The sequence below is a fragment of the Meiothermus sp. genome (assembly GCF_037443965.1).
In the GTDB taxonomy this organism is placed as follows: domain Bacteria; phylum Deinococcota; class Deinococci; order Deinococcales; family Thermaceae; genus Meiothermus.
The window spans coordinates 1-25,951 of the sequence record NZ_JBBINI010000035.1; the positions used below are offsets into that span (position 1 = coordinate 1).

The window sequence follows — 25,951 nt, forward strand, 5'->3', positions numbered from 1 at the left end:
CACCCAGACGTAGGTAGCCACCAGGAGGGTTTCTGCGTCAAGATAGTACAGGGGGTGCTCTCTGTGGGTTTCCATAGCACCCCCTCTTTTTTACATCCCCTGGGGTAGGTCAAGTAGCACACGAAGGTATTTTTCAAGGAGCTCGCGTTGTCGGTCGTGCCCAACGAGAGGTTGATGATGTGAGCACCTGATTCGCTCGCATGTTTGATGGCACCGATGAGGTTGGAGGTTACGCCGGAGCCGTTGGGCGAGAGGGCACGGATGGGGAGGATGGTGGCTTTAGGAGCCACTTGCAGCACCAAACCCGCCACCGCAGTTCCGTGGCCATACATGTCTCCACTCACTTCTTGGGGGTTGCCGTCACCATCTACAAAGTCTCTCCACTCGCTGCTGGGGGCCAACCGTCCGGCGAACATGGGGTGGTTGAGGTCAATGCCGGTATCAATCACCGCCACCTTGATGCCCTGGCCAAAGTTGCGCGCAACCGCCTGACCCTGAGGCACTTTTGTAATCATGAACTCCAAACGATTGTCGTTTGGCAGCACGGGGATCGAACTGGTGCCGCCGGCCCAGCTATTCCAGCCCCCGGCCCAGGAGTTCCAACCCCCGGCCCAGCTATTAAACCCGCCCGCCCAGGAGTTGAAGCCTGCAGCAAAGAGCTCCGGTGCAACAATGGGCACATCGGCCTCGAGGACCAAATTTTGCAACGAGACCTCAGGCTTCGATAGCTCCGCCGCGGCTTGGCTGCTCAGCTTCAGGATGGCCTTGTCCTCGAGCCAGGCAATCACCTCGCCGCCGTACCGCTGGGCCAGGCTTTCCTGGCTATCGCCGGCACGAATGGGCACCGTCAGCAGGTAGCCCTGGTCGCTGGGCGGGAGGGCGGTAGGTCGGCTCACCCCGCCGCAGGCCGCCAGCAATATCACCCCCAGCAGGGTTAGGGCTCGGTAGAGCCAGATATGAATGGAATGGCGTTTTTCAGGCATATGGATCACTCCGTGAGAGTTCTTGCTGAGTCCAAGCCTAGGGAAAAACGCGCAGGTCAAGTGCGAATAGAACCGTTACTTACCAAAGACGTAACGCCCATCCAGGAAAGTGCTTCCTGGAAGCGTTTTAGGAAGATGGCGTTATGTGCGTTACGGGAAAAACGGATTTGTATTAAGACCCTGAACCAGGGTTTATAGATTTGTTGGGCTGGCAAGCAGGTTCTGGTATTTTCGGGGGCGTTTACGCGAATCGCGTGTGGCTTACCCCTTCCCAACCGAGCGCTTGTGCAAAGGGTTATCGCGGTTCCCTCTATTTTTGCCGCTAACGAAAACGAGAATGCGTCTGGGCGCAGACGCATGTTTTCGAGTTACCTAGCAGCGAAAAACGAGTTCGGAACAGCTTTTTTGACTTTTGAGGATGGCTGGGTTCTTTCCGAGAAGCGCTCTACAACTTGATTTACCGCGTAGCCCTACAGAGTTCTGAAGAAAAGGCTTGTGCCATGAGCCATAATAGGAACACATGTTGCCCTACCTCCGACTTTCGGGTTCTCCCTACGATCAAGGCATCGCGCAAGGAACCGCCTGGGCCGAACGGATTGCCCACAACCTCGAGCTCTACTTTCGCCGCTTCGAGGTGGAGTGCAAACTACCGCCTTTCGAAGCCCGCAGCCGGGGGGAACGGTATTTTGCAGCCATCCAACAACAGAATCCAGCCTATGCAGCGGGCCTCGAGGGCATCGCGGCGGGGTCGGGGCAACCCCTGGTAGATATCGCCACCCTCAACGTGCGCTACGAGATCGTGTACTACCAATTCGCCCAGGACACGGCCCCGGTTTATCTGGCCCACGAAGCCCCCAACGGCTGCACGGCTTTTGCCCTGATGCCCGCCCACAGCGCCGACGGCCACCTGTGGCTGGGCCAGAACTGGGACTGGATGGAAGGGGTACAGGGGGCCTTGCAGCACATCACCGAACCCGACGGAACCCGCATCCTGGCCTTTACCGAGGCCGGAATTTTCGGCGGCAAGATCGGGCTCAACTCCCACGGTCTGGGCCTGTGCATCAACGGGCTGGTCTCGGTGGGCGACAACTGGGCCGGGCTGGGCAAGCCCTTCCACCTGCGCACCTACGAGGTGTTGCGGCAAAAAGCCCTATCGCAAGCCAAAGCCGTTATCATCGCCAATCCCCGTACTGCTTCGGGTAACTTTTTGCTGGGGCAGGGAGGGCAGGCAGTGGATTTGGAAGTGTCGCCTATGGGAATCGGAATTTGGGAGGAAGAGCGTCAACTGGTGCACGCCAACCACTACCTCGCACCCGAGCGCTTTGGCATCGAGGTGCCACCCATCGAGTGGCTCGATCGCTCGCACCACCGGGCCGAGCGCCTGGGCCTCCGGCTGGGTGAGGTGGAAAAACCCGGCCTGGAAGACCTAAAAGCGGCCCTATCCGACCGGGATGGCGCACCTTATGCAGTCTGCCGCACCGCCAGCCCGGAGGAATACGCGCTGGGCGAGCCCTACCGCACCATCGTTTCGGTGATTATGAACCTGGGAACAAAGGAGCTCTGGATCTCCGACGGGCCCCCGCACGAGAACCCCTATGTGCGCTACCAGGTTTAGCCAAGCGCATCCTCCAGGGGATTAAGAAACCGCACCCCCTCCAGCACTGCCCCCTTGGGAAAGTCCTCCGAAAGCACCAGGGGCACCTGGTACAGCCGGGCCGTAGCCCAGACCTGGGCGTCGTAGTAGCTGAGCCGGTGCTGGGTTACGCCCCGCAGGGCCTCCAATACCACCGGCGCGGTGAGGGGAAGCACTGGAAAAGCCAGCATCAGCCGCTCGATCTCGAGCCCCACCCGTTTCGGGCTTAGGGGCGGCTCGAGGCGGCGCAGGGCCACGCTGGCAAACTCGCTCAGGGCCTGCACTGGCAGGGCCGCCCGGCCCTCCTGGGCCAGCGCGAGGAGCACATTGGCGGCCTGCTGCTGTTTGCGGGGGTCTCGAGCGTCCAGGGGGTAGATCAGGAGGCTGGTATCCACCAGATAACGATATTTCACGTTTTCTCCCGCTCCCAGCGAGCCGCGCGGGTGTAGGCCTCCTCGCGCCTGAAGCGCCATTCTGCCGGTAGGCGATGCTGTTTGGAAATCTGCTGGGCCTCCCTCAGAAAAGCCCCCAGGGCCTCCACATGGCCGGGGAGGGGCGCGTCTCCATCTCGAAAAAACTGGTCGAGGGCCTGCCGCACCAGCTCGGCTTCGGAAAGGCCGGTCTCCCGGGCCCTTTGTTTGAGAAGCTGCTCGTGCTCGAGCCGCAGGTAGAGCTGCTTGCGCACCATGACTCAAATTATACATTATATACATCACATGGTGTTTGATGGGTAGGCCTGTGGAGCCGGTATGCGGCGCTAAAATAACGGCATGGCCCGCATCCAGGTTGCCCAGGGCGACATCACCGAGTTTGCCGGCGATGCCATCGTCAACGCAGCCAACAACCAGCTCATCTTGGGAAGCGGGGTGGCCGGGGCCATCCGGCGCAAGGGCGGCCCCAGCATTCAGGAGGAGTGCGACCGCCACGGGCCCATCCGGGTGGGCGAGGCGGCACTCACCGGGGCCGGCCAGCTACCCGTGCGCAAGGTAATCCACGCAGCGGTGCTGGGTGACCAGCCCGCCACCCTGGACACCGTCCGCCGCGCCACCCAGGCCGCCCTGGGCCTGGCCCTGGAGCACCAGCTCTACCGGCTGGCCTTTCCCCTGCTGGGCACCGGGGTGGGCGGGCTGGGCGTGCCCCAGGTGGTGGAGGTTATGCTGGACGAGCTCGAGGCCGCCCCCGACCCGCTGGAGATCACCCTGTACGGCTACAGCCAGGCCGACACCGAGGCCATCCGGCAGGCCCTGGCCCGGCGCCGCTAGCCCCCTCGCAGGCCGCGAAACAGCCGGGCGGTGTTGACCGCCGCTGTGGCGTAGATCAGGGCCCCTACAAAAAAAGGCAGCCCTAACAGCCAGGGGGCCACCTCGGGCTTGGCCACCGCTGAAAAGAGAAACCCGCCCAACAGACCCCCCATCGCCACCGTCAGGCTTTGCAGCCCGGCCAGCGCCCCTTGCAGGGTGCCCTGCGCTTGCGGCGAGACCTCGCGGGTCAGGAAGGACTGGATAAGGGGCTGGCCCAGGTTGCTCAGGGCAGCCAGGGTGATGATGGCGTACATCATCCAGCCCTGGGTGGCCAGGCCGTACAGGGTGAAGGAGAACAACCCCATGCTCTGGGCCAGGGTCAGGGCCCGGCGCTCCCCCAGGCGGGCCACCACGGGCCGAACCAGCCCGGCCTGGACAATCACCCCGCCCAAGCCCACCAGAAACAGCGAGAAGCCCACCTCGAGCGGCTTCCAACCAAACTTATAGGCGGTGTACAGCACCCACACACTCTGCAAAGCCCCGAAGGCCAGAAAGATGAGCGAGAGGCTCAGGGATAACCCCCGCAAGATGGGGGTTTTCCGCAAGACCCCCAGGGCCACAAATGGGTTGAGCGAGCGGGCCTGGGTGTTGCGGTTTTCCGGCCTGAGCGACTCGGGCAGCACGAAGTAGCCATACAAAAAGTTGAGGAAGGCCAGCCCCGCCGCAAAGTAGAAGGGCAGGCGCAGGTCAATGTTGCCCAGTAGCCCGCCCAGTACCGGCCCTAGCACGAAACCCATCCCAAAGGTGGCCCCAATCAGGCCAAAGTTGCGGGCCCGCTCTTCGGGCTGGGAGATATCGGCAATATAGGCGTTGGCGGTCGAGAGGCTGGCCCCCAGCGCCCCGGCGATCACCCGCGCAGCAAACAGCACCCAGATGGACTGGGTGAGGGCCGCAATCAAATAATCTACGGCGGTGCCCACCAGCGAGGCCAGCAGTACCGGGCGGCGCCCGTAGCGGTCGGAGAGCATGCCCAGGATGGGGCCAAAGGCAAATTGCATTACGGCGTACACCGCAAAAAATAGGCCGTTGAGCCGGGCCCCCGCCTCCACGCCACCGGCCAGGGTCTCGATGAGCTTGGGCAAGACCGGAATGACCAAACCCAGGCCCATCACGTTGATAAGCACCGAAATCAGGATGAAGGGAATAGTGGCGTTCTTCGACATGGCCGCGCCATTATGACACCCGCAGCCTGGGCGGATTGGAAGCGCAGGCTCATCTAGGCGATAAGCTAGTAAGCGTGCTGCTGAAGCATCTGGAAGATACCCGTTCGGTTGCCCACCGGCTCGCGCAAAGCCTGCCCGAGGGGGCGCTGGTGCTGCTCACGGGGCCCATGGGCGCAGGCAAGACCACCCTGGTGCAGTTCATCGCCCAGGCCCTGGGGTTCCAGGGCGAGGTGACCAGCCCCACCTACACCCTGATTCACGAATACCCCAGCCCGCAGGGCCTGATCGTGCACATTGACGCTTACCGCATGGCCGACCAGGAGGAGCTTTTTAATCTGGGCCTGGAGGACTACCTGCCCGAGGCCCGCCTGGTACTGATCGAGTGGGGGAAGCCCGAGGTGTTCCCGGACAGCCTGGAGATCCGCCTGACCCCCACCGAGGATGGGCGGAAGCTCGAGCTCATCCCCCACGGCCACGCACCGCTCCCGAAGCTGGCCTGAGCATCCCACGGGCAGCCTCGCCCCTGAGCCCGTCGTAGCCAACCAAGTTTTACTGTTCAAAAAGCTATTTGCCCCCCCAGAATGAGGAAAAATCCGTTTTGGGGCACCTGGCACCCAGTAGGGCTCTTTTTGGACGGATGACCGATTGGTCATATAATACGTACGACCCATCGAGGTTAAAGGAGGAAGTCCATGCAAAAGGCCCTAATCATCCTGATCGCTTTGTTGGGAGCGGCGCTGGCCCAGGGTCAGGTCACCATCACCTACTGGCAGTACGACTTCAGGAGCAAGGTTGAGGCGGTGAACGAGCTGATCAAGAAATTCGAGGCCGCCAACCCCGGCATCAAGGTGCAGCACCAGACCTTCCCCTTCGATGCCTACCAGCAAAAAGTGGCTTCCTCGATTCCCGCGGGCCAGGGGCCGGATGTGGTCAACCTGTTCTACGGCTGGCTGCCCACCTGGGTCAAGGCCGGGTATCTGCAACCCATGCCCGCCGAGTACATCAAGGTGCTGGATAGCGAGTTCTCGAGCCTGGCCCAGGCCGCCAAGGTAGGGGGCAAGCTCTACGGCATGCCCACCGCGGTGCGTTCGCTGGCCCTGTTCTATAACCGCGACCTCTTGAACGCCGCCGGCTTCAAGAACCCGCCCAAAACCTGGGACGAGTTCCTGAGCATAGCAGCCAAGCTGACCGTCAAAGACGGCAACAAGTTCACCCAACTGGGCTACGCCATGGCCCCCGACGGGCAGGACCACCACCTGGTGCGCGAGGTGTTGATCCGGCAGTTTGGCGGGCGGCCCTACTCCGACGATGGGCGCCGGGTGCTTTATGGCGATGCCGCCGGCCTCAGGGCCTTCACCTTCTACACCGACTGGCTCAAAAAGTACAACGTGGGCACCCTGGGCAACCAGTTCTTCCCCGGCAACAACGCCTACCGCGACGCCTTTATCGCTGGCAAGGTGGGCATGATTTTTGATGGCTCTTTCGCCATCGGCACCATCCGCAATGGGGCCAAGTTCAACTGGGGGGTGGCCGAGCTGCCCCTAGAAAAAGCCGGGGGTCGCAAGGTGAACTACGGCTCCTTCTGGATGCACGGCCTAACCCCCCTGGCCACCGGGCCCAAGCTGGCGGCCTCGCTCAAGTTTCTGGAGTTTCTGGTCTCCGAGGAAACCCAGCGCTACTGGCTCGAGAAGGTGGGCGAGCTGCCGGCCCGCAAAAGCCTGATCAAAGACCCTAAACTCACCCTGGACAGGGTCTTTGGCCCCTTCGTGCTCTCGCTGGCCTATGCCAAGGCCACGCCTTTTGTGGATGAAATTGGTCAGCGCAAAGTCATGACCGATGCCATCAACCGGGTGCTCCTGGAGAACAAAGACCCCGCAGAGTCCTGGCGCATGGCCGTGGCCGAGGAGCAGAAGCTGCTGGATGCCTTCTGGAAGTAGCAGGGCTGAAACCCTGCAATACCCGACCCGGGGATTCCTCGCCCAGCGGTGAGGAACCCCCGACCCTCCCAAGACCGAACGCCCGTAAGGGATCTCAGGCTTCAAAGCAGCCCCTTTGAGTCCGGAATGGCATTCTCTTATGAGACCCTCTGAACCTGCCCGACGCGGCGTATCGCTGGCCCACCGTGAGGCGCTCTGGGCCTTGGCCTTCCTGGCCATCCCGCTGGCCTTTTTCCTGTTCATCCGCATCTGGCCGGCCTTCCAGGCCCTATGGCTCTCACTCTTCGACTGGCACGCCGACCCCAGCAAACGGCCTTTCGTGGGGCTGGAACACTACCATCAGATGCTGGATGACCGGCTGCTGCTCAAAGCCCTGCAAAACACGCTGGCCTACACCTTGCTGGGCGTCCCACTGCAACTGCTGTTGGGGTTGGGGATTGCCCTCCTGCTGAACGCAGTAACCCGGTTTCGGGACGTGTTCCGGGCCATCTACTTTGCGCCCTACGTCACCCCTGCGGCCGCCATTGCCTGGGTGTTTAGCTGGATGCTCTCGCCCAATTTTGGCATCGTCAACGAGATTCTGGGGGTGTTTGGCATCCCGTCCCAGCCCTTCCTGACCAGCCCCTCCCAGGCCCTGGCCACCGTGACGATGGTGGTGGTGTGGCAAAACCTGGGTTTTCAGGTGGTGTTGTTTTTGGCGGGCCTGCAAAACATCCCACGCGACTACTACGAGGCGGCCCGCATAGATGGGGCCAGCAACTGGCAGCTCTTCCGCCACATCACCCTTCCGCTTTTAAACCCGGTGATGGTCTTCTCAGCGGTGATCGGCACCATCGGCTTTTTGCAGCTATTCACCCAGGTGGTCAACCTCAATTTTACCGACCAGGGCGGGCCGCTGGGCTCCACCCTCACCCTGGCCCTGTACATCTACCAGCAAGCCTTTGCCCGGTTTGACCTGGGCTATGCTGCCGCCATCACGGTGCTGCTGTTCGTGGTTATCCTGGTCATCACCCTGGTGCAATTGCGGCTTTTGTCGCGGCGGGTGGAGTACTGATGAAACGCCTGTCTACCTTCCTAATCTATCTCCTGCTAACCCTGGGCAGCCTGGTGATGTTCTTTCCGTTTGTGTGGATGTTCCTGACCTCGCTCAAACCCTTCGCCGAGATTTTCGAGCTCCGGCTGCTGCCCCAGGCCCCCACCCTGGACAACTACCGCGAGGTGCTGTTCGATACGCAGTTCCCCCGCTGGTTCCTGAATAGTCTGATTGTGGCACTCATCACCACGGCCTCGGTGCTGTTCTTCGACTCGCTGGTGGGTTATACCCTGGCCAAGCTGCGCTTTCCCGGCAAGGGGTTCATCTTCGTGCTGATCCTTTCAACCCTGATGGTGCCCACCGAGATGCTGATCATCCCCTGGTATGTGATGAGCACCGAGTACGGCTGGAGCAACACCTACTGGGGTTTGTTGTTTCCGGGCATCATCAGTGCGTTTGGGGTGTTCTTGATGCGGCAGTTTTTCGAGACCCTGCCCACCGATCTGCTGGATGCCGGGCGGATAGACGGGCTAAGCGAGTTTGGGGTGTTCTGGCGCATCGCTTTTCCGCTGGTGCGTCCGGCCCTGGCGGCTTTGGGCATTTTTACCTTTTTGGGCAACTGGAACGCCTTTTTGTGGCCCCTGATTGTGGTGCAGACCGCCGATATGCGCACCGTGCCGGTGGGGGTGGCGCTGTTCTCGAGCGAGGCCGGCACCGCCTGGAATCTGATTATGGCGGCCAGCAGCCTGGCGGTGCTGCCGGTGTTGCTGGTCTTCCTATTCTTCCAGCGGCAGATTATCGAGGGCGTGGTGCTGACCGGGGTCAAGGGTTAGGGCCCTCCAGGGCGGGCGACAAAAACAGAGGGAAGCGCGATAGGATGGGTTTCCTGGTAATCTGGACTGGATGAAGGAAAGCCTGGGCCGCAGGATACAGCGGCAGTACCGCACGCATCTGATCAGCTTTGCCGCGGGGGTGCTGGTGGGCGTGATGTTCGCCGACTGGCTGCGGAGCATCGCAACCGTCCTGTTCGTGCTGGGGGTGCTGGGGGCGATGTACTTGATCTGGGTCTACTTCGATAACCTCAAGAAGCGGTGAGCCGCCTTATGGAGCTGATGACGCCCGCCCCCATCCTGGACACACCCCCCGAGCACCTGCCCACCGGTAACCTCGAGGTGCACGTAGAAGCCAGCCCCAAAGCCCCCTCCATTGCGCGCATCGGGGTGGCCTCGCTGGGGCTCAACGGCCTGCTGGACTGGGTGGGGGAGCCGCTGCTGGAGGTGTCCGGGCAAGGCTGGCAGGTCTCGCGCCTTGCAGACTGGATTCCCTGCTGGGAGAACGACTACCTCAAGGTTACGCTTCTGGCCCCCTGGGGCGAGCGGGGGGTGGCCCTACACATCGAACCCCGCCTACCGGGGCCCATTCAAGTAGCCGGCAATTTGGAATACCTGGGCCTGCGGCGCTTCCGGGAGGAGCTGCTTGACTGTATCTTCCGCAGCGGGCACGATGCCTGGACGGGGAGCCATGTGCTGGAAGCCCGCGCCGAGCGTACGTTGCTGGCCCTGGGCCTGCAAGCCGACCCCCCGCCCCGCCGCCTGGACTGGGGCCCGCAGTTTGTGCTCGAGTGGGAAGCCGGCCCGGTCACGCTCTACCTGGGCCTGGCCCCCGAAAGCGATGGGGCTCGCACCACCGCCCTGCACCTGCGGCGGGTGGGCTGGGAAAACCTGCTGCGCAAAACCCTGCACAAGCTGGCCCTGCTGAGCACCAATTACGCTGGCCCCCTTTACGAGGTCTACCGGCGGCACCTGATCTTCAGCTACTTCTACGCCCAGGCCGATACCCTGGAAGGCGAGCCGGTCTTGCTCACCTCGAGGAGCCCACACTACTACGTCTCGGGGGCCTACTGGGCCCGCGACGCGCTGTTGTGGTTTTTCCCGGCCCTGCTCAAGGCCGACCGCAAACGGGCCAAGGAGGTGCTGAAAGCGGTTTTCCGACGCTACGCCCGCTGGCCGGGCGAGCACGCGCAGTACCTGGGCGGGCCGCCCATCTACCCCGGCTTCGAGCTCGACCAGGCCGCGGCCTATCCGCTGGCCCTGGCGCGCTACCTCGAGGCCACCGGCCCCAACCCCGAGCTGGTGGCCGAGTTGCGTGAGCCCCTGACCTGGGTGTTTGCGCGGGTGGCCGAGGAGAAGCACCCCTCCCTCCCCCTCTACCGCACCTTCCTCTCCCCCACCGATGACCCGGTCAGGGAGCCCTACCTGACCTACGACAACGCGCTGTGGTGCGTGGCGCTGGAACGGCTGGCCCCCTTCTGGCCGGAAGCCGAGGCGCTCAGGCTCGAGGCCCGGGCCCTGCGCGAGACCCTCTACCGCCAGGCCGAGCGCAACGGACGTTTCGTTTTCAGCTTTGAGCCGGGAGGCACCCACACCTTCGCCGACGAACCCGCGGGCAGCCTGCTGCTGCTCCCGCACCTGGGCTTTTGCAGCCGCCAGGACCCCATCTGGCAGGCCACCGCGCTCTGGGTTCTGGGAAGCGACAACCCCCACCACTACAAGGGGCGCTTCCCCGGCGAGGGCTCGGCCCATTTTCCCTTTCCCTCAGGCTTTGGCTTAGCCAACCGGATTCTCTCGGGGCTGATGCGGCCGGCCGGCGATGCGCTCATGGTGCTCGAGCAGGCCCCCCTCGACCAGGGCTACGCCTGCGAGTCCTTCGACCCCGAGACCGGCCAGGCCCGCACCGGGGTGGGGTTTGCTGCGCTGGCCGGCTTTATTGCCTACGCATTGGCCGCGGGCAAAGACCCCAAAGGGCCTACCGTATAGCCAGCCAGGTCAGAAGCAACAGAACACCCAGGCCCGTCAGTGCCACGGTCAAGGCCGCGCTGCGGGTTTTGCGGAAGTACAGGGAGAGCACCAAGCCTGTAAGGGCCACCAGCAGCAAAAACCCGCCCGAGAGATCAATCAGCCAGGCCCAGGCCGGGCCAGCATCGCGCCCGCGGTGCAGGTCGTTCAGGACAGCTACCGGCCCCTGGGCCACCACCTTGAGGGTATAGCTGCCGTCGGCCCGGCTAATGAAGGCATCGGCGGCATAGCCGGGGGCGCGGAAGCTGATGGAAGCCTCCTGGTCGTCGGCGCGGGTGTCGTTCACCTGCCCCCGTAGGCCGTGGGCAGCCCGCAAGGCCTCGGCGGCTTTGAGCCAGTTGACCTCCCCCCCTTGCTGCCAGCCCTGGGGCAGGGTGCCTTGGTAGGTGTGGATGGTCTGGGCATTGCCAAATACCCACTCGGGGTGGTTGAGGGTGATGCCGGTAGCGGCAAAAAACAACACCACCAGCAGGCTCAACATAGAAGCGTAGAGGTGCAGCCAGCGGGCCAGGGTATAAACCCTCGAGCGCAGCGGTTTTTTTACCCTTTCCGCCGACACCTCAACCCTGCCGATCATAGGAAAGACTCACCTCCTTAAGCTCGCCAGCCACGTTGTAGCTGCGCTTGAAAGGGGTCTGGGCCAGGGTGACTTTTTCACGGAACAGCTCGTAGGGGCCATGCTCGCGCACCAGCTCTATGCACACGTAATAGTCGCCCTGATTAACCAGGTTGCCCTTGTCGTCCTTGCCATCCCAGCTCAGGGTGTAGCGCCCCGGCATCCGGGTAGGGCCCGAGACCGCCTCGGTGGGCTCGTTGCTGCGGTACCAGCGCCGGAGTTCGTTGAGCCAGCGCGTGCCCTTGCGGGACTGCTCAAACCAGACCGCCAGGGTGCGCACCGGCAGGCCCTGGGCGTTCTCGAGCCAGACCGCCACATAAGGTGCGCGGTAGCGCGTACCCCCTCCCACAAACTCGAAGGTAATGTCCAGCTTCATACCCGCCCAGCGGGCCTGGGCCAGGCTTTTACCAGCCCACAGGGTGAGTACAAAACCAATCATCCAATACACGAAGTTTCGGCGGCTGATAAAGGAGCGTTTCATCGAATCACCTCGGTTCTTTGTTGTGCAAAGCGGGGGTTGGTATGGGTGCGCCCGTTGGCCTCCACCAATAAGCAGCCCACCCCAAATACCTCGGCCAGGGCCAGGCTCAGCATGGGCTCGAGCACACAGAAAGCCGTGGCCAGCACATCGGCGGTGGCTGCATCTGGGGCCACCACTGTGGCCTGCACCACCTGGGTGGCGGGCCGGGCCGTGCGGGGGTCGAACAGGTGCGCCCCCCGCTGCGAGCGGCCACTGGTGGCCACGCCCTGGTTGCAGACCGAGAGCCGGGCCAGCGGTGGGGCGTTGTCGGCCCCGGCCCACGGGTCGGCCACCCCAACCCGCACCGGCTGCGACCCGATATGCCGGATCTCCCCGCCCAGGTTGAGCAGCACCTCTTCGGCCCCCTGCGCTACCGCGGCCTGGGCCGCGCGGTCGGCGATATGCCCTTTGGCCAGGGCGTTGAAGGTCAGGGGCAGCGCGGTGAGTTTATGGGCTACACGGCCCTCCAGCCGCCACAAGGGGCCCCGGAGGGCCTGGCGCAGGGCCTCGAGTTCGCCTTCGGTGGGCTCCGGGTTTTGCCTGTATAAAGCCTGTATAGCTGCAGCCGCCGGGTTGAAGGCCCCGTGGGTATGGGCCATCCAGCCCTCGGCGGCGCGCAGCAAGACATGAAGTTCCGGCGAAAGCTGGGCTACGCCCTGGGCCTGCCAGCGCGCGAGCTCGGAGTCGGGCGAAAAGCTACTGAAGATGCGCTCGAGGCGCTCAATTTCGGCCAAGCTGGCGGCCTCGGCAGCGCGGGCTTGCCGCGGGCCCAGGGCTCGCACCTGAAGGGTCAGGGTCGTGCCCAGCACCCCCTCGTAGTGGGCCTGGTACAGGTATGGGTGCAGTTTGAACAAAGCCAGCGGCATCACAGGTTCCCCTCTCCGCCGGGGAGTATCCCCGTGCAGCGTAAGTTTTAGACAAACAAATGATGGGGTTTCGGTAAAGGCTAAAGGTTCAGCCCAATATCAAAGGTAGCGGCGTAGCCCGAGCCGCTCTGGGTCAGGTTGAGCAGAAGCTGGCTCCCGCCGTTGCGGTAGATGCCGTCGTTGGCGTTGCGGGTACGGGTACCGGACTTCGCATAGGGCGGGTTGGCAAAAATACGGTCGCTCAGGGCATCGTCGAAGAAGAGTTGCGAGGTGAAGTCGCGGTTCTGGTAGCGGATTTTGAAGTGGATGTGCACGGTGCGGCCCGGATACCAGCCGGGGTAGATGGTGGTGAACTGGGCCACCCCCTGGGCATCGGTGATCTGGTGGCCGCGCAGCCACTTCTGCCCGCGGGTGTCGGCAAAGCGGTCCTGCACCCCGGAGTAGAGGCCCTGGGCGTCGCACTGCCAGATGTCCACCATGGCCCCCGGCAGCGGGGTACATCCGCTGGCCGAGACCCTCGAGACCACAAAGCGCAGGCTCAGCGGCACCCCCGCCTTCACGATCCCGCTGGTAGGGTCGGAGCGGATATCGGAGCGGTTGAGCTGGACGTCCACGAAGTAAGGCCCCTCGGTCAGGGCTGGGCGCACAATGCAGGAAGGCAGGGTGTTCTGTGCATCGGCCTTCTGTCCCAGGAGGCCTCCTACCCCGGCCAGCCCGCCCAAGCCCAACGCGGCCAGCACCTTGCGGCGGTTCAAAATCGTTCCAATCGGTTTATCGTCGTTATCCATCCTGGCCCTCCCTTTTTTCCAACATTTTCCAGATAAACGGTGGCAAATGGGTTAGGAAGGCGGGACAGCCCATCCCGCCCGCACCTACCCACCTAGGTTTTTCTTGAGGGTCTCGAACTCGTCCTGGCTAATCTCGCCCCTGGCGTAGCGCTCGCGGGCAATCTCCAGGGCCCGGTCGGGGGCCGGGGCCGCGCCGGCTTTGCTTGCATTGACGGGGCTGCGCAGCAGCCGCGCAATCAGCACCGCCACCAACGCGATCAGGCCAATTAACAGCACAGCCCAGAGCAGATCGTCCACTATGCCCCAGCCATAGTAACCAAAACCCTCCCATCGCCCGCGGTGATCAATCATCCACATCGTGTTCCTCCCATAAGCAAAAATGCTGTTCCGGGTAAACCTTTGCTGTTGTAAAAGAGGCGTGTGGCCAAAACTTCAACCACACGCCCCATTGCAGTGGGGCCTAGCGCCCCCGCCCCCGGGGGCCATCCCAGTCGCCCCGGCCCCCCAGGCCCATGCGCAGTTGCACCGGCTGGGCCACAAAAGCCTTGGCTACCGCCTGGCTGCTGGCTTTGAGGGTATTGGCTTGCTCGGTGGTGAGACGCTGGGCCTGCACGGCCTGGTCAATGGCCTGGTTGCGGGCGGTGACCAGGGCCGCCTCGAGGGCCGCGGGGGTCTTGCCGAGGTCGGTCGCCACCTGGGCCAGGGTCTTGGTGCCACCGCTCAGCACCGCCAGCTCGGCAGGGGTAACCCCCAGGAACTGGGCCGCGCTGTAGTAGAGGTTGCCCATCAGGCCCTTGGGGGCCATCATGCGCTGCATGGCCCTGGGTTGTGCCGGGGCGGGCTGCTGGGGCGCCGGGGTCTGCTGGGCAAAGGCGCCCGCTACGGCCAGGCTCGAGACCACCAACAGGGTTTTCAAGGTCTTATTCATATCTTCTCTCCTTTTCGGAAAGCCGTTTCTGCTTTCCTGTGCAGGAGTGTGCCGCGAAGCGGTTACGGAGCAGTTACGAGTCGCTGAGAGGGTTTCTCATGAACAATAGAGCACTCTTCATAATCCTTGAGCCTATCACCAATTTGATTGCTGTGTCCTGCACAGCACAGTGGCCTCCCATCCGGGAGGCCACGTCTGTGAAGAGTGCGATAAGCCTACCCTCCACCGTATTTGTGTGGGTGATACAGCAGAAACCAGGCTTACCTTCGGCTTTGGATCTGTGACCAAGCTTATAACCCGACCATAACCCCTACAATGCATGCTATAAACATGCGGTTACTGCTGGTGGAAGATGAACCCAACATTGCCCGCCCGGTCTTGCGGGCTTTAGAGGCCCAGGGGCATCAGGTGCGCCATGCGCCGGATTTGGAGAGCGCCCGCAACCTCTTTGTGGAGGCCGAGCCAGATCTGATGTTGCTGGATGTGCGGCTGCCGGAGTCGGAGGATGGTGGTTTTATCCTGGCGCGAGAAGCTCGCAACGCAGGTTATAAAGGTCCCATTCTGTTCATGACCGCCCGCGACGCACTGGCCGACCGAGTAATGGGGCTGGACGAAGGCGGCGACGACTACGTGGTCAAACCCTTCGATTTGCCGGAGTTGCTGGCGCGGGTGCGGGCTCTGCTGCGACGGGTCAGCGAGGTTAGGAGCAGTCGCATTCGCCTTGGCCTGCTGGAACTCGACCTCACCAGCCGCAGTGTGCGCTGGAATAACCAACCTGTAGACTTGAGCGGGCGCGAGTACGCGCTGTTGGAACGGCTGGCGCTGTTCCGCGAGCGCATCTACAGCCCAGAAGAACTGATGGATTTGATCTGGGGCGAGGAGGCTTCGGATGTGGGCGTGGTCAAGGTCTGCGTACATCACCTGCGCAGCAAGCTGGACAGCAGCGTGGTACGCACGGTTTCGGGTGGATACAAATTGGGGCTCGAGCCATGAGTCTGCGGCTGCGGCTGGCGCTCTTTATCGCAGTAGCGATTGCCCTGGCACTGCTGGTTCAGGGCTTTTTGGGCTATGCCAGCTTTGAGCGCTTGCAGATGGGCAACCTCGAGCGCGAGTTGGATGCCTACCTTGGGCGTGTCGCCGGGCAGATGGAGGGCCGCCGAGGCTCTACGCGCATGCCCCGACCGGATCGAGACGATAGTGGCCTCCAGTTTTCCAGTCCCAACCTTATGGAGCGTTTTCGCCTCGATGATTCCAGACCCATCCCACTTAATCCCACTCAACCCGGCTCGATTGCTCACGCACGGCTGGTACGGGAGGGCCAGGTGTTGCGGGAATGGGGCAGCTTCCCCAGTAACGTTCCATTGTCCTCTAGCCCGGAACCCCGGCTGGAGGATAACTGGCTTTTTCGCAGTGTGCGGCTGAGCCCAGAGGTATACCTGCAAGGAGCCGTGGAAGCCAGCCAGGTCAGGGCAAGCCTCGCTGGCTATCAACAAACCGTATTGTTTACCACCCTAGTGGTGGCTTTGCTGGGCGCGCTCACCGCCTGGGTGCTGAGTGGGCCGGCCCTCAGGCCCTTACAGCACCTGCTGCAGACCACCCGCCGCGTGGCCGACTCGGGCGACTTAAGCCTGCGGGTGCCGCCGGAGGGCAGTGGGGAGTTGCGCCACCTGAGCCAGACTTTCAATCAGATGCTCTCGCGGCTCTCGGCCTTCCGCCAGCGCGAGACCGAGTTCACCCGCAACGCCGCGCACGAGCTGCGCACCCCCCTGACCTCGCTGCGCTTGCAGCTCGACGCGCTACAGCAGGGGCTGGCCTCGCCGGAGGAAACCCTATCGGTGGTGCGGGAGGAGGTGGAGCGCATGACCCACCTGAGCGAGTCGCTCCTGACCCTGGCGCGGGAGGGGCGGGGGCAGCGGGTCGGGCTGGACTTAGCACAGTTGGCACAAGAGGTTACACAAAAAGCAGGCGTACCCTACCAGGGGCCAGACCACCTGGAAACCTCCGGAGATCCCTTTCTATTGCGCCAAGCCCTGGAAAACCTTCTGAGCAATTCGCAGAAGTACGCTCCCGATGCGACCATTACGGTGGAATTGGGGCGTTCGACAGACAACCAATTCGCCATCCTGAGCGTAAGCGATACCGGGCCGGGCATGACCCCCGAAGTTCTGGAGCGCGCTACCGAAGCCTTCTACCGAGCCCCCGGAACCCGCATCTCTGGCAATGGACTGGGGCTGAGTGTGGTGACACAGGTTGCAGAAGTGCACGGCGGACGGCTGGTGCTGAAAAACCTCGAGCCCAGCGGCCTGAAAGCCGAGTTGTGGATCAGGACGGGGCCGCAGGGCTGAGCGGCAACTTCACCTCGAAAACGGCCCCGCCTTCAGGTCGGTTGCGGGCTACTACGGTTCCCCCGTGCAACTCCACCAAGGCTTTGACGATGGACAGTCCCAGCCCGCTACCGCCGGTGGCCCTCGAGCGCGAGGCCTCGGCCCGGTAAAAGCGGTCGAAGACCTTGTTCAGGGCCTCCGCGGGGATGCCCGGGCCACTGTCCAACACCCGAAAGCGGGCCTGCGCGGCCTCAGCGGCCACCTCGAGCCCAATCCACCCCCCGGCCGGGGTGTGGCTCAGTGCGTTTGAGAGCAGATTCCCGATCACCTGGGCCAGCCGGTCTGGGTCGGCCCGTACCAGGACGGGCTCTTCGGGTAGCCGCCGCTCGAGCGTAATCTGCTTGGCCTCCAGAGCCGCCTGAAAGGTGGCGGCCATCCGGTCGGCCAGCTCAGCCAGGTTGAGGGGCTGCAAGGTCAGGTTGAGCCGCCCCGCATCGGCCAGTGAAAGGGTGCGCAGGTCTTCGACCAGGCGCGAGAGCAGCCGGGCCTGCTGGTGCAGCCGGTCTACCTCGCTCATCTCCAGGGGCATCACCCCATCCTGGATAGCTTCCAGACGCCCCTGCATCACCGTCAGGGGGGTGCGCAGTTCGTGGGCGATATCGGCAATCATAGCCCGGCGCTCGGCCTCGAGCCGCTCCAAAGCCTCGGCCATCTGGTCAAAGTTGCGGGCCAGCCGGGCTACCTCGTCCTCACCGGGCTGGAGGCCCACCCGGGCCCCCAGGTCGCCCTGGGCCAGGCGGCCTGCAGCATCGGAAATGGCCTCGATGGGCCGCGCAATCCGCCGGGCAAAGACCAGCGCCAGCAGCACCCCCAGGCCGGTCGCGGCCAGGCTCGCAATCAGCAGATTCTGTTGCAACCGGGTCTCCAGGTTGGGCCGCCGCAGGCGGGGCGGCGGCTGCACCCGAATCTCGGTGCCCGAACCATCGGGCAGGCTCAACACAAAGACCGGGTTGGGGTTCTCGGGGTCGGGGTTGGGCTCGAGCCGCACGCGAATCTCCTGGCCGGAAAGCAGCACATCGCGCAGCTCGGAGGGGAAGCCCAGCGCCGGCAGGCGGCTATCGCTGCGCCGCAAGATATCGCGCACCTCGGCGGGCAGTTCCCGGAAGGTGCGCTCACGCTGGTAGGTGTTGAGGCCCACCGTGAGCAGGCTGGTCGCCACCACCACCAGCGCCATCAGCAGGCTTAGCCGAACCTCGATACGATTGAAAAAGCGCATAGGTTTTCAGGGGGCGCGCCTATTCCGTCCAGAGCCGGTACCCCACCCCCCGCACGGTCTCCAGAAGCCCCGCGCCCCCGGCGGCCTCGAGCTTCTTGCGCAGGTTTTTGAGGTGCACGTCCACCACCCGCTCCAGCGCGTCCGAGTCGGGCAGGGCGGCCTCCAGCAACTCGGCCCGGCTGAAGGCCCGGCCAGAGGTACGGGCCAGGGTTTCCAGCAGGCGAAACTCGGTGGGGGTGAGCTCGAGGCGCACCCCTCCCAGCCGGGCCACCACCTTCTCGCTATCAATCTCCAACGGCCCCACCCGCAGAACCTCTTTGGGGGCCTCGGGCAGCACCACCCGCCGCAGCACCGCCTTGACCCGGGCCACCACCTCGCGCGGGCTGAAGGGCTTGGTCACGTAGTCGTCGGCCCCCAGCTCCAAGCCCAGCAGCTTGTCCAGGTCTTCGGCGCGGGCCGTCACCAGAATCACCGGGGTGTGGCCGTTGCTGCGGATGCGGCGCAGCACCTCGAGGCCGTCCATCTCCGGCAGCATGATGTCCAGCAGCACCAGGTCAGGCCGGGCCGCTCGAACCAGGTTCAAGGCCTGCCGGCCATCGGAGGCCCGCTCGGTGCGGAACCCCTCCCGGCGCAGGTAACCCTCCAGAATCTCAGCGATCTCCGGCTCGTCTTCCACCACCAGTACCAGCGCCATCAGTTCTAGTGTATCGGCTGTGGACGACATAGGTATAGCGTGGCAAAGCCCTGTGAAGGATTCGGGTGTCCTTTGTGTAGATTTGAAAAAGACCTCCAAAACTGGAGGTCTTCGGACTGAATAAACCCGGTTATTCGCTCGGGTAGTCTGGGGTAACCGCTACCGAGAGTTGGGCCAAGGCTGTCCGCAGGCTGTCCTCAAATTCAGCCCCGGAGAAATAGACCAGCGCTTCTTTGTCCGAGCCGCTCAGGCTGGCGATCTGAGCCGCAGCGCGCTCGAGGGCTTGCACCTCATCCTGGGGCAAGGCTTGGCGTATGGCCTGCACCACCTCCTCTGCCTGGGCCGGAGTAAAAACATAGGACAGGCCGCTAAGGGCATCGTAGAGCAGCCGAGCCTGTTGCGGGTTCAACGCGTCCAACTGCACCTCCTGGGGCAGCAAGCTGACCCATTGCACCAGAACCGCCGATGGATCGCCCTGGTCAATGCGCACATCTTGAGCAGTAGCAAAACCAAGGGCCAGAGCAGTGAGGCTAGCAATCAGGATGGACTTCTTCATACTGTTCTCCTTTCGACCTCGGAAGGGCCTAGGCCCGTTCCTGAAAGGAAGTATGCGCGAGGGGTGTGTAAGAACCGGGTGGCTCGTATGTAGACAGCATTAAGTCGGCCATCAAAAAAATTTGCCGTTCTGGAGCAACAAACCAATCCATGGCTTCACGCAAAATACATATCCAGACCATTCAGGCAGCCCTCCAAACCCACTCATTTTTGGCTACCGAGGCGCAAACCCAGCCGAGCCCCCTCCCCCGGGTTGGTGCGATAAGTGCGCTCTTTGCAAAACTGACCCCCAGGTCAATAATGGGCTCTCGTGACACTGCCCCCTGGTGAACCGCGTCGCTCGCAAACCCTGGCCATCTGGGAGGGTCTGCTCGCGATTCTATTCATCAACTGGAGCACCGGCATGGTCATGACCGGCTACGCCTTGTGGCTGGGGGCGCCCCCGGTGGCCCTGGCCATCCTGGGGGCGCTGCCCATGGTGGGGCAGATGGCCGCGCCGCTGGCCCTCTTTTTCCGGGGCAGCCGAAAGGATTTGAGCGCCAACCTCTCGGTGTTTGGGCGTGGGCTGTTCGTGCTGGCTTTGTTCGTACCGCTGATGCCCGAAGCCTGGCGCATCCCGGGTCTGCTGACGATTGCTGCCCTCTCGCAGTTCATCCTGGCCCCAGTCAACGTGCTCTGGACAAGCTGGATGGCCGATCTGGTGCCAGATCAATTACGGGGCCGGTACTTTGGGCTGCGCAATGGGGTGCTGGGCCTGGTGGGCACCCTGGGCAACCTAGCTGCAGGCAGCCTGATTGATGCGACCGGCAAACCCTTGGGTTTCTTGCTGGTACTGGGAATCGCGGTAGTGGCGGGCGTGAGCGCTACTTTTATCTTGCGGCGACAGTTTGAACCCCCATCGGTGAGCACACCACCTCGCTTAGCAGAATTCGTCCAACCCCTATCCGACCGGCGCTTCCGGGGGTTCTTAGGCTTTGTGGTGCTATTTTTGGGCGCGGTGAGCGTGGGGGGACCGTTTGTGTTTCCGCTGTTTCTCGAGCACGCTCGCATGACCTTTACCCAGGTGGGCCTCTGGACGGTGATTGCCGCAACCTGTGGGCTGGTGCTAAGCCCTTTGTGGGGCCGTCTGGCCGACCGCATTGGACACTGGCAGGTGTTATTGTTCAGCAGCAGCGTAGCGGCGCTGGTGTTGCCCCCGCTGTGGCTGGCAGGGGGGCCAGGGCAACTACAAACCGTTTGGATCTCGGCTGTCTGCGATGCGCTGGCCTGGGGGGTATCGGTACTGCCCTTACCAACCGTAGCCCTGCAAAGCGCGTCGCCGGAAAAGCGCAACCTCTATCTGGTCTGGTACTGGATGGCCTTTGCGGTGGGGGGGATTCTGGGCTCTTTGCTGGGCGGGGCGCTGGGCAACCTGCACGCACAACTCAAGCTGTTTCCCAGCCCCTACCACCTGCCCATTCTAGTCTCGATGGGGCTGCGGATGGTGGCGGTGTATTACCTGTGGTGGCGGATTCGGCGCGACAAAAGGCGGGCTGCGGCGGTTAGGCCATAGCCAAAAGAAAAGGCCGCGTGACTGCGGCCTTTGAAGAGGGCTTAGGGCTTACTCGAGGCCCGACAGTTTGCGGTTTTTAGCGATGTAGTCGTGCCATTGCTCAGGCACGTCCTCTTCGGGGTAGATGGCCGAGACCGGGCAGGCCGGCACGCAAGCCCCGCAGTCAATGCACTCGTCGGGGTGGATGTAGAACTGGTCACCGCCGTCGTAGATGCACTCCACCGGGCAGACTTCGACACAAGACTTGTCCTTGGTGCCGATACAGGGTTCAACAATCACGTGGGGCATGGCTTTTTCCTCCGTTGGTTGGGCTTGGGCAGATGGGCAGAGCCGCCAAACTGGTCTTTATTCTAAGGAATTTTGCAAGAAGTCAAGAGGCCCCGCGCCACCCGCAGGTGCTATTCTGAAAGCGTTTGGCCTACAAAAGGCCTGCAAGACCAGCAAAACTGTTATGGATACTGGCCTGAGCCTAGACCCCGTCGAGTTTTTGAAAGGCGCCCTGGAGATTCCCTCGGTCTCGGGGCAGGAGCGCGCGGTAGCCCAATACCTGGCCGAGGGTATGAAAAAACTGGGCTACCACAAAGCCTGGGTAGATGAGGCCGACAACGCCCGTGGCCAGATTGGCTCGGGGCCGCTTCAGGTGGTATTGCTGGGCCACATAGACACTGTGCCAGGAGAAGTGCCGGTGCGGCTGGAGGGGGAGAAGCTTTTTGGCCGCGGCTCGGTGGACGCCAAGGGGCCCTTCGTAACCTTCATTCTGGCTGCTGCCAGCCTCCCGCCGGAGGTCTTGCAGAAGCTCACCGTCCACCTAGTGGGAGCCACCGAGGAAGAGGTGCCTAGCTCCAAGGGTGCCCGCTACGTGGTGGAAAAGCTCAAACCCGATTTTGTGGTGATTGGCGAGCCCTCGAGCTGGCAGGGCATCACCCTGGGCTACAAGGGCCGCCTGCTGGTGCGGGTGCGCCGCGAGAAGGACAATTTCCACTCGGCCCACCACGAGCCCAACGCTGCCGAAGAACTCATCAGCTACTTTGTCAGCATCAAGGCCTGGGCCGAGGCCATGAATGGGGGTCAGGGGCCGTTCAACCAGGTGCAGTACAACCTGCGCGACTTCCGCATCGAACACCCCGACAACCGCCAGCTCGCCGAGATGAAATTTGACCTGCGCTTGCCCCCCCGCCTTTCGGTCGAGGAGGCCATCCGCCACCTTTCGGCCTACGCCCCTCCCATCCTGGATCTGGACTTCTCCGGACGCGAGGTGCCCTATGTGGGCCCCAAGGACACCCCCCTCACCCGCGCCCTGCGCATCGGCATCCGCCAGGCCGGGGGCGAACCGGTGTTCAAGTACAAAACCGGCACCTCCGACATGAACATCGTGGCCCCACACTGGAAGGTGCCGATGGTGGCCTATGGGCCGGGGGACTCCACCCTCGACCACACCCCCAACGAACATGTGGAAATCCCCGAGTTCCTAAAGGCCGTCGAGGCTTTGCGTATCGCACTTACCTGGCTGGCTAAGTAGCGCCAGGATTTCGACGCGCTCATTCGCCCCCTACTTTGGCTGGGAGACCCCATCCCACCTGCCTTAGCGCCTCATACACCCCAATCCCCACCGCCACCGCCAGGTTAAGCGAGCGCCCGCCCCTGCCGGGCATGGGGATGGTCACGCCGGGAAAACGCTCCAATGCCTCGGTGGGCAGCCCCCGGCTTTCCGGCCCAAACAACAGGTAATCGCCGGGTTGGTAGCGCACCTCGGTATACAGCCGCGACACCTTGCTGCTAAACGCCCAGACCCGGCGATCCTGGGGCAAGGTTTCCAGAAAAGCCTGCCAGGAATCGTGCAGAAGATAATCTACCTCGAGCCAGTAGTCCAGCCCGGCCCGCCGCAGTTTGGCGCTGCTCCACTGGAAGCCCAGTGGACGAATCAGGTGCAGTTCGGCCCCGGTGGCTGCACAGGTGCGGGCAATGTTGCCGACGTTCTGGGGAATTTCGGGCTGGTAGAGCACCACCTTGAACATAGCCCGACTTTATCGCAAGTGCAGGCTGGCCACCTACCCCGGTGGAAAAAGCACAGAAAACTGCTTGATTAAGCTCCCAGATCTCAAAGTAACGGAAATTTGAAGTTAAAAGTAACGCCATGGTGTGCGTTTTGCACCCAGTTTGCCCGTTAACCAATGCTAAGTTCGTGGGAATGGCCGAGGCGCATCCCGAAATTGGACTCATGTTGTTGGCCACCGTCGCCGGTTTGGTGTTGTGGTGGCTGGCCAAGCGAGAGCCTGTGTGGCGTTGGGCCTGCCTAGGAATGCTGGCCTGGGGGCTCCACAATGGGGTCTGGCTGCTCGAGCGTCTCTATGGCCTAGAGAACCCCTTCAACCCCTCGGACATATTGCTGTTGATCGCGGTACTGGCCTGGTCGGCAACCCTGCACCAACTGCGACCCGCCGAACGGCCCCGCCTGACCCTGACCCTGGTTCCGCTGCTGGTGGCTGCGGTAGCCAGCACCCTCTACGCGCCCCCCACCCGCTTTTCTCAGGTGGTCTTGCTGACCGACCTATTGCCTTTGTTGTTCGCTCTGCCCCTGCTGGAAGCAGCCTTGCGAGGCCAAGCCAGCGAGGCCCGTCTGGTCTGGGGCCTGGGACTGCTGCTCAAGGCTTCCGGCGGCGCGGCCCTTTTCTGGTTGGGCTGGCCTCCGGCTGGGTTTGTGTATTTCGCCTGGGCCCTGGGCTATCTTCTGATCGGTTGGGGAGGGTATCTCGAGCTTCGGGACGGGCGAATCGGTAAGGTGTTGCTGGGGCTGGTTCTGGTCAGTCTGCTGGGCAGTCTGGTGTTGCTGGGGATGGGGCTGGATCAAGCCAACCACCGTTACCTACCGACCACCCTGGGTCTGTGGGCTTATGCGGTTTTGCTGGTGCTAAGTGGAATTGGTCTGGTGATTTATCAGCGAATTAGCAATGCCGAGCGACAACTGGAGCTGTGGGTCAACTTGCTCGAGACCCTCTCCACCAAGGCCCAATCCACCCAAAACCTTACGCCCCAAGGGGTGCTGCAAAACGTGATGGACGGGCTCAAGCCCCTTTTTGGCAACCTGGTGGGGCTGGAAGTGCGTTCCGACGTGACCATCCGGGCAGGACAGAGCGGCCCCTACGTGCACACCTTCGAGCTGGCCCTCGACACCCCTACCGAGGGACGGCTCTACTTTTCTGGCCCACCCAAAGACGAGCGTGGGCTGGAGGCCCTGGCCCCCCTGCTCACCGAACGGCTGCGGCTCTCCCTGGCCCTCAACGAATGGCGCAGCAAGGCCTACACCGACCCGCTCACCGGGCTTTTGAACCGCCGGGGTTTTGAGCGCCAGATGCAGCGCCTGATCCGCCGGGCAGGAGAGCAGAGCAAACCCATTACCCTGGCTCTGCTGGACATTGACCGCTTCAAACGGGTCAACGACACCTACGGCCACCCGGTCGGCGACGAGGTGCTCAAACAGTTGGCCGAGCTGATGCGCCAGGCCAGCCGGAGCGACGACCTGGCGGTGCGGCTGGGCGGTGAGGAGTTCGGTCTGGTGCTGTTCGGAGCCAACCTCGAGGACGCCTATCGGGTGCTGGAGCGCATCCGGGGTGAAGTACGGGCCCTGCACATCAGCCCCATCGCCTGGCGGCTGAGCATCTCGGCTGGCCTGGCCGGCGGCGAAATTCCCCCCTCGATGGCCACTGTACAGCGCTGGCTCGAGCAAGCCGACCAGGCCCTCTACGAGGCCAAGCAAGCCGGACGGGATCGGGTCTACCCTGTTCAACCCTCCAGCCAGTTCCTGGAGGATTTGCTCGAGCTTTAGGGTTGGTGAACCAAACCAAGAACGCTTTGGTTACCACGCAGGATGTGCACCTGCACCCCCTCCGAGACCAGACGATTTCGCTTTCGCAAAAGCTGCTGCACCCCGTCTGTCATGCCAAATACCCTGCGCCCCCTCTCCCCCGGCCATAGAAAAAACCCTTCGGGCAAAGCCACCAGATGCACCTGGGATGTCCGGGCTCGAGCGCGAAGAGCACCTTCCAAAACCTTGGCCGAGGCCAGCATGGTTACGAGAATTAGGTTGATACCAGGATCCGGGTCGGGTACCGGCATAGGGTTCTGCTGGGGCCGGGCTCGGCCCAGCACAGCCAGCAGCCGCTGTTCGTGGGTAGCGCCCAAGCCTACCGGTATAGCTTTGTCTCCCAACGATAGCCCCACCGCTAATCCCTCTTCGAACGCTGCCCGTAGCAGGCTGGCCGCTAGGCTAGCGGCATGCTCGAGGTAGACTTCTCCTATTCTGCCTTCCCCCTGCAAGTCCAGGTGTAGCCAGATTGCACTGCTCTTGACCCGCTCGAACTCCCGCATCATTAGCTGTCCATACCGGGCCGTGGCCTTCCAGTGCAGGTGTCGAAGCGGGTCGCCAGGGGTGTAGGCCCGCACACCCACAAACCGGGTGGCATCCTCCATGCCCCCCTCGGCTGGGTGACCATCGGCCAGAAGGGTGCGCTTGAGGTGAGGAAGCAATACCGGGTGTACCTCAGGGTAGACCACCACCGTACCGCGCTCTAGGCTGAGGTGCACCTCGCGCTCGAGCACACCCAGCAAATCCCGCACAAAAACCCGGACACCGGGTAAGTGATACTCCCCACGACGTCGCGCCAGCAATAAAAGTTTGTCCTCCAGACGCCATCTCCCCCAGACTATGGCCCGTCCGCCCCAGGCCATTACCCCCAAGGGGGCCGACCCATCCCCCTCGAGTCTGGCATAAAGTGGAACCCAGGTCTGGAGCACCACCTGAACCTGGGCCTCGGCCTTCTGGCCCGAGAATAAAAAAGCCTTAGAGGTTACAGTGCACCGGGCTCGAGTCCACCGCGGCCCCAGCAACAACAGGCAAACCACCAACAGCGGTAGCAGCCAGATCCACATC

Annotated in this window: 29 protein-coding genes; 13 read left to right on the plus strand and 16 right to left on the minus strand. The window is 62.9% G+C overall.

Translation table 11 applies throughout. The features are described from left to right. Positions 1-983: S8 family serine peptidase (locus tag WKI89_RS15075; protein WP_337870998.1), on the minus strand; the 983-nt coding region annotated here is incomplete at its 3' end. Positions 984-1,503: 520 nt separating this feature from the next. Here WKI89_RS15075 and WKI89_RS15080 point away from each other — a divergent pair. Next, complete coding sequence (locus tag WKI89_RS15080; RefSeq protein ID WP_337871000.1) at positions 1,504-2,598, plus strand: C45 family peptidase; 1,095 nt, start codon at positions 1,504-1,506, stop codon at positions 2,596-2,598. On the opposite strand, the gene WKI89_RS15085 is transcribed toward WKI89_RS15080, so the two are convergent. Further along, on the minus strand, positions 2,595-3,029 hold the full coding sequence (locus WKI89_RS15085; protein WP_337871002.1) for a PIN domain-containing protein: 435 nt from the start codon (positions 3,027-3,029) through the stop codon (positions 2,595-2,597). The two genes, WKI89_RS15080 and WKI89_RS15085, sit on opposite strands and share 4 nt — an antisense overlap. After that, positions 3,026-3,304 (minus strand): hypothetical protein, encoded by a 279-nt coding sequence (locus tag WKI89_RS15090; protein WP_337871004.1) that lies wholly within the window; start codon positions 3,302-3,304, stop codon positions 3,026-3,028. Before WKI89_RS15090 ends, WKI89_RS15085 begins: the two co-directional genes overlap by 4 nt. Positions 3,305-3,386: 82 nt before the next feature. Here WKI89_RS15090 and WKI89_RS15095 point away from each other — a divergent pair, with 82 nt between their 5' ends. Further along, the gene (locus WKI89_RS15095; RefSeq protein WP_337871005.1) at positions 3,387-3,878 is read left to right on the plus strand and encodes a macro domain-containing protein; all 492 of its coding nucleotides are present in this window, start codon (positions 3,387-3,389) and stop codon (positions 3,876-3,878) included. Here the strand turns inward: WKI89_RS15095 and WKI89_RS15100 are convergent. Next, positions 3,875-5,080, minus strand: a complete 1,206-nt coding sequence (locus WKI89_RS15100) for a TCR/Tet family MFS transporter (protein WP_337871006.1) — start codon at positions 5,078-5,080, stop codon at positions 3,875-3,877. The genes WKI89_RS15095 and WKI89_RS15100 overlap by 4 nt on opposite strands. A gap of 74 nt (positions 5,081-5,154) precedes the next feature. Here WKI89_RS15100 and tsaE point away from each other — a divergent pair, with 74 nt between their 5' ends. The 6 genes from tsaE (at position 5,155) to WKI89_RS15130 (ending at position 10,866) form a co-directional block, all read left to right on the plus strand. Beyond that, the gene (gene tsaE, locus WKI89_RS15105; protein ID WP_337871008.1) at positions 5,155-5,580 is read left to right on the plus strand and encodes a tRNA (adenosine(37)-N6)-threonylcarbamoyltransferase complex ATPase subunit type 1 TsaE; all 426 of its coding nucleotides are present in this window, start codon (positions 5,155-5,157) and stop codon (positions 5,578-5,580) included. A 192-nt stretch (positions 5,581-5,772) separates the two neighbouring features. Further along, positions 5,773-7,017, plus strand: coding sequence for an extracellular solute-binding protein (locus tag WKI89_RS15110; protein ID WP_337871010.1), 1,245 nt, complete (start codon positions 5,773-5,775; stop codon positions 7,015-7,017). A 139-nt stretch (positions 7,018-7,156) separates the two neighbouring features. Continuing rightward, positions 7,157-8,071, plus strand: a complete 915-nt coding sequence (locus tag WKI89_RS15115; protein ID WP_337871011.1) for a sugar ABC transporter permease — start codon at positions 7,157-7,159, stop codon at positions 8,069-8,071. Then, entirely contained in the window at positions 8,071-8,883 is an 813-nt protein-coding gene (locus WKI89_RS15120; protein ID WP_337871013.1) for a carbohydrate ABC transporter permease, read from the plus strand. The genes WKI89_RS15115 and WKI89_RS15120 overlap by 1 nt, the downstream gene beginning before the upstream one ends. 70 nt (positions 8,884-8,953) lie before the next feature. Further along, the gene (locus tag WKI89_RS15125; protein WP_337871015.1) at positions 8,954-9,145 is read left to right on the plus strand and encodes a hypothetical protein; all 192 of its coding nucleotides are present in this window, start codon (positions 8,954-8,956) and stop codon (positions 9,143-9,145) included. Beyond that, entirely contained in the window at positions 9,142-10,866 is a 1,725-nt protein-coding gene (locus tag WKI89_RS15130) for a glycoside hydrolase family 125 protein (RefSeq protein WP_337871016.1), read from the plus strand. Before WKI89_RS15125 ends, WKI89_RS15130 begins: the two co-directional genes overlap by 4 nt. Here the strand turns inward: WKI89_RS15130 and WKI89_RS15135 are convergent. The 6 genes from WKI89_RS15135 to WKI89_RS15160 all read right to left on the minus strand — a co-directional run bounded on the left by WKI89_RS15135 (position 10,856) and on the right by WKI89_RS15160 (position 14,623). Beyond that, the gene (locus WKI89_RS15135) at positions 10,856-11,482 is read right to left on the minus strand and encodes a PepSY-associated TM helix domain-containing protein (RefSeq protein WP_337871018.1); all 627 of its coding nucleotides are present in this window, start codon (positions 11,480-11,482) and stop codon (positions 10,856-10,858) included. The genes WKI89_RS15130 and WKI89_RS15135 overlap by 11 nt on opposite strands. Next, a complete protein-coding gene (locus WKI89_RS15140) occupies positions 11,466-12,002 on the minus strand; it encodes a DUF2271 domain-containing protein (RefSeq protein ID WP_337871019.1) in 537 nt (178 codons plus the stop codon). The genes WKI89_RS15135 and WKI89_RS15140 overlap by 17 nt, the downstream gene beginning before the upstream one ends. Next, complete coding sequence (locus tag WKI89_RS15145; RefSeq protein ID WP_337871020.1) at positions 11,999-12,907, minus strand: FAD:protein FMN transferase; 909 nt, start codon at positions 12,905-12,907, stop codon at positions 11,999-12,001. The genes WKI89_RS15140 and WKI89_RS15145 overlap by 4 nt, the downstream gene beginning before the upstream one ends. 80 nt (positions 12,908-12,987) lie before the next feature. Then, the gene (locus WKI89_RS15150; protein ID WP_337871021.1) at positions 12,988-13,695 is read right to left on the minus strand and encodes an intradiol ring-cleavage dioxygenase; all 708 of its coding nucleotides are present in this window, start codon (positions 13,693-13,695) and stop codon (positions 12,988-12,990) included. An 84-nt stretch (positions 13,696-13,779) separates the two neighbouring features. Beyond that, positions 13,780-14,046 (minus strand): SHOCT domain-containing protein, encoded by a 267-nt coding sequence (locus WKI89_RS15155; RefSeq protein WP_337871022.1) that lies wholly within the window; start codon positions 14,044-14,046, stop codon positions 13,780-13,782. A 109-nt stretch (positions 14,047-14,155) separates the two neighbouring features. Then, on the minus strand, positions 14,156-14,623 hold the full coding sequence (locus WKI89_RS15160) for a hypothetical protein (protein ID WP_337871024.1): 468 nt from the start codon (positions 14,621-14,623) through the stop codon (positions 14,156-14,158). A gap of 330 nt (positions 14,624-14,953) precedes the next feature. Here WKI89_RS15160 and WKI89_RS15165 point away from each other — a divergent pair, with 330 nt between their 5' ends. Continuing rightward, entirely contained in the window at positions 14,954-15,616 is a 663-nt protein-coding gene (locus WKI89_RS15165) for a response regulator transcription factor (RefSeq protein ID WP_337871026.1), read from the plus strand. Then, on the plus strand, positions 15,613-16,968 hold the full coding sequence (locus WKI89_RS15170; RefSeq protein WP_337871028.1) for a HAMP domain-containing sensor histidine kinase: 1,356 nt from the start codon (positions 15,613-15,615) through the stop codon (positions 16,966-16,968). The genes WKI89_RS15165 and WKI89_RS15170 overlap by 4 nt, the downstream gene beginning before the upstream one ends. On the opposite strand, the gene WKI89_RS15175 is transcribed toward WKI89_RS15170, so the two are convergent. From WKI89_RS15175 to WKI89_RS15185, 3 genes are all read right to left on the minus strand, one after another. Beyond that, positions 16,946-18,223 (minus strand): ATP-binding protein, encoded by a 1,278-nt coding sequence (locus WKI89_RS15175; RefSeq protein ID WP_337871030.1) that lies wholly within the window; start codon positions 18,221-18,223, stop codon positions 16,946-16,948. The genes WKI89_RS15170 and WKI89_RS15175 overlap by 23 nt on opposite strands. Positions 18,224-18,242: 19 nt before the next feature. Beyond that, the gene (locus WKI89_RS15180; RefSeq protein ID WP_337871032.1) at positions 18,243-18,947 is read right to left on the minus strand and encodes a response regulator transcription factor; all 705 of its coding nucleotides are present in this window, start codon (positions 18,945-18,947) and stop codon (positions 18,243-18,245) included. 100 nt (positions 18,948-19,047) lie between these two features. Continuing rightward, positions 19,048-19,473, minus strand: coding sequence for a hypothetical protein (locus tag WKI89_RS15185; RefSeq protein ID WP_337871034.1), 426 nt, complete (start codon positions 19,471-19,473; stop codon positions 19,048-19,050). A gap of 309 nt (positions 19,474-19,782) precedes the next feature. Here WKI89_RS15185 and WKI89_RS15190 point away from each other — a divergent pair, with 309 nt between their 5' ends. After that, positions 19,783-21,024: an MFS transporter gene (locus WKI89_RS15190; RefSeq protein WP_337871035.1), complete on the plus strand. Its 1,242-nt coding sequence runs from the start codon at positions 19,783-19,785 to the stop codon at positions 21,022-21,024. A 48-nt stretch (positions 21,025-21,072) separates the two neighbouring features. On the opposite strand, the gene WKI89_RS15195 is transcribed toward WKI89_RS15190, so the two are convergent. After that, on the minus strand, positions 21,073-21,312 hold the full coding sequence (locus tag WKI89_RS15195) for a ferredoxin (RefSeq protein WP_119339645.1): 240 nt from the start codon (positions 21,310-21,312) through the stop codon (positions 21,073-21,075). Positions 21,313-21,475: 163 nt separating this feature from the next. Here WKI89_RS15195 and WKI89_RS15200 point away from each other — a divergent pair, with 163 nt between their 5' ends. Next, on the plus strand, positions 21,476-22,543 hold the full coding sequence (locus WKI89_RS15200) for a [LysW]-lysine hydrolase (RefSeq protein WP_337871038.1): 1,068 nt from the start codon (positions 21,476-21,478) through the stop codon (positions 22,541-22,543). 19 nt (positions 22,544-22,562) lie between these two features. On the opposite strand, the gene WKI89_RS15205 is transcribed toward WKI89_RS15200, so the two are convergent. Further along, positions 22,563-23,039 (minus strand): tRNA (cytidine(34)-2'-O)-methyltransferase, encoded by a 477-nt coding sequence (locus tag WKI89_RS15205; RefSeq protein WP_337871040.1) that lies wholly within the window; start codon positions 23,037-23,039, stop codon positions 22,563-22,565. A gap of 173 nt (positions 23,040-23,212) precedes the next feature. Here WKI89_RS15205 and WKI89_RS15210 point away from each other — a divergent pair, with 173 nt between their 5' ends. Further along, positions 23,213-24,847 (plus strand): GGDEF domain-containing protein, encoded by a 1,635-nt coding sequence (locus WKI89_RS15210; protein ID WP_337871042.1) that lies wholly within the window; start codon positions 23,213-23,215, stop codon positions 24,845-24,847. On the opposite strand, the gene WKI89_RS15215 is transcribed toward WKI89_RS15210, so the two are convergent. Then, complete coding sequence (locus tag WKI89_RS15215; protein WP_337871044.1) at positions 24,844-25,950, minus strand: DUF58 domain-containing protein; 1,107 nt, start codon at positions 25,948-25,950, stop codon at positions 24,844-24,846. The two genes, WKI89_RS15210 and WKI89_RS15215, sit on opposite strands and share 4 nt — an antisense overlap. Position 25,951 lies beyond the last annotated feature (1 nt).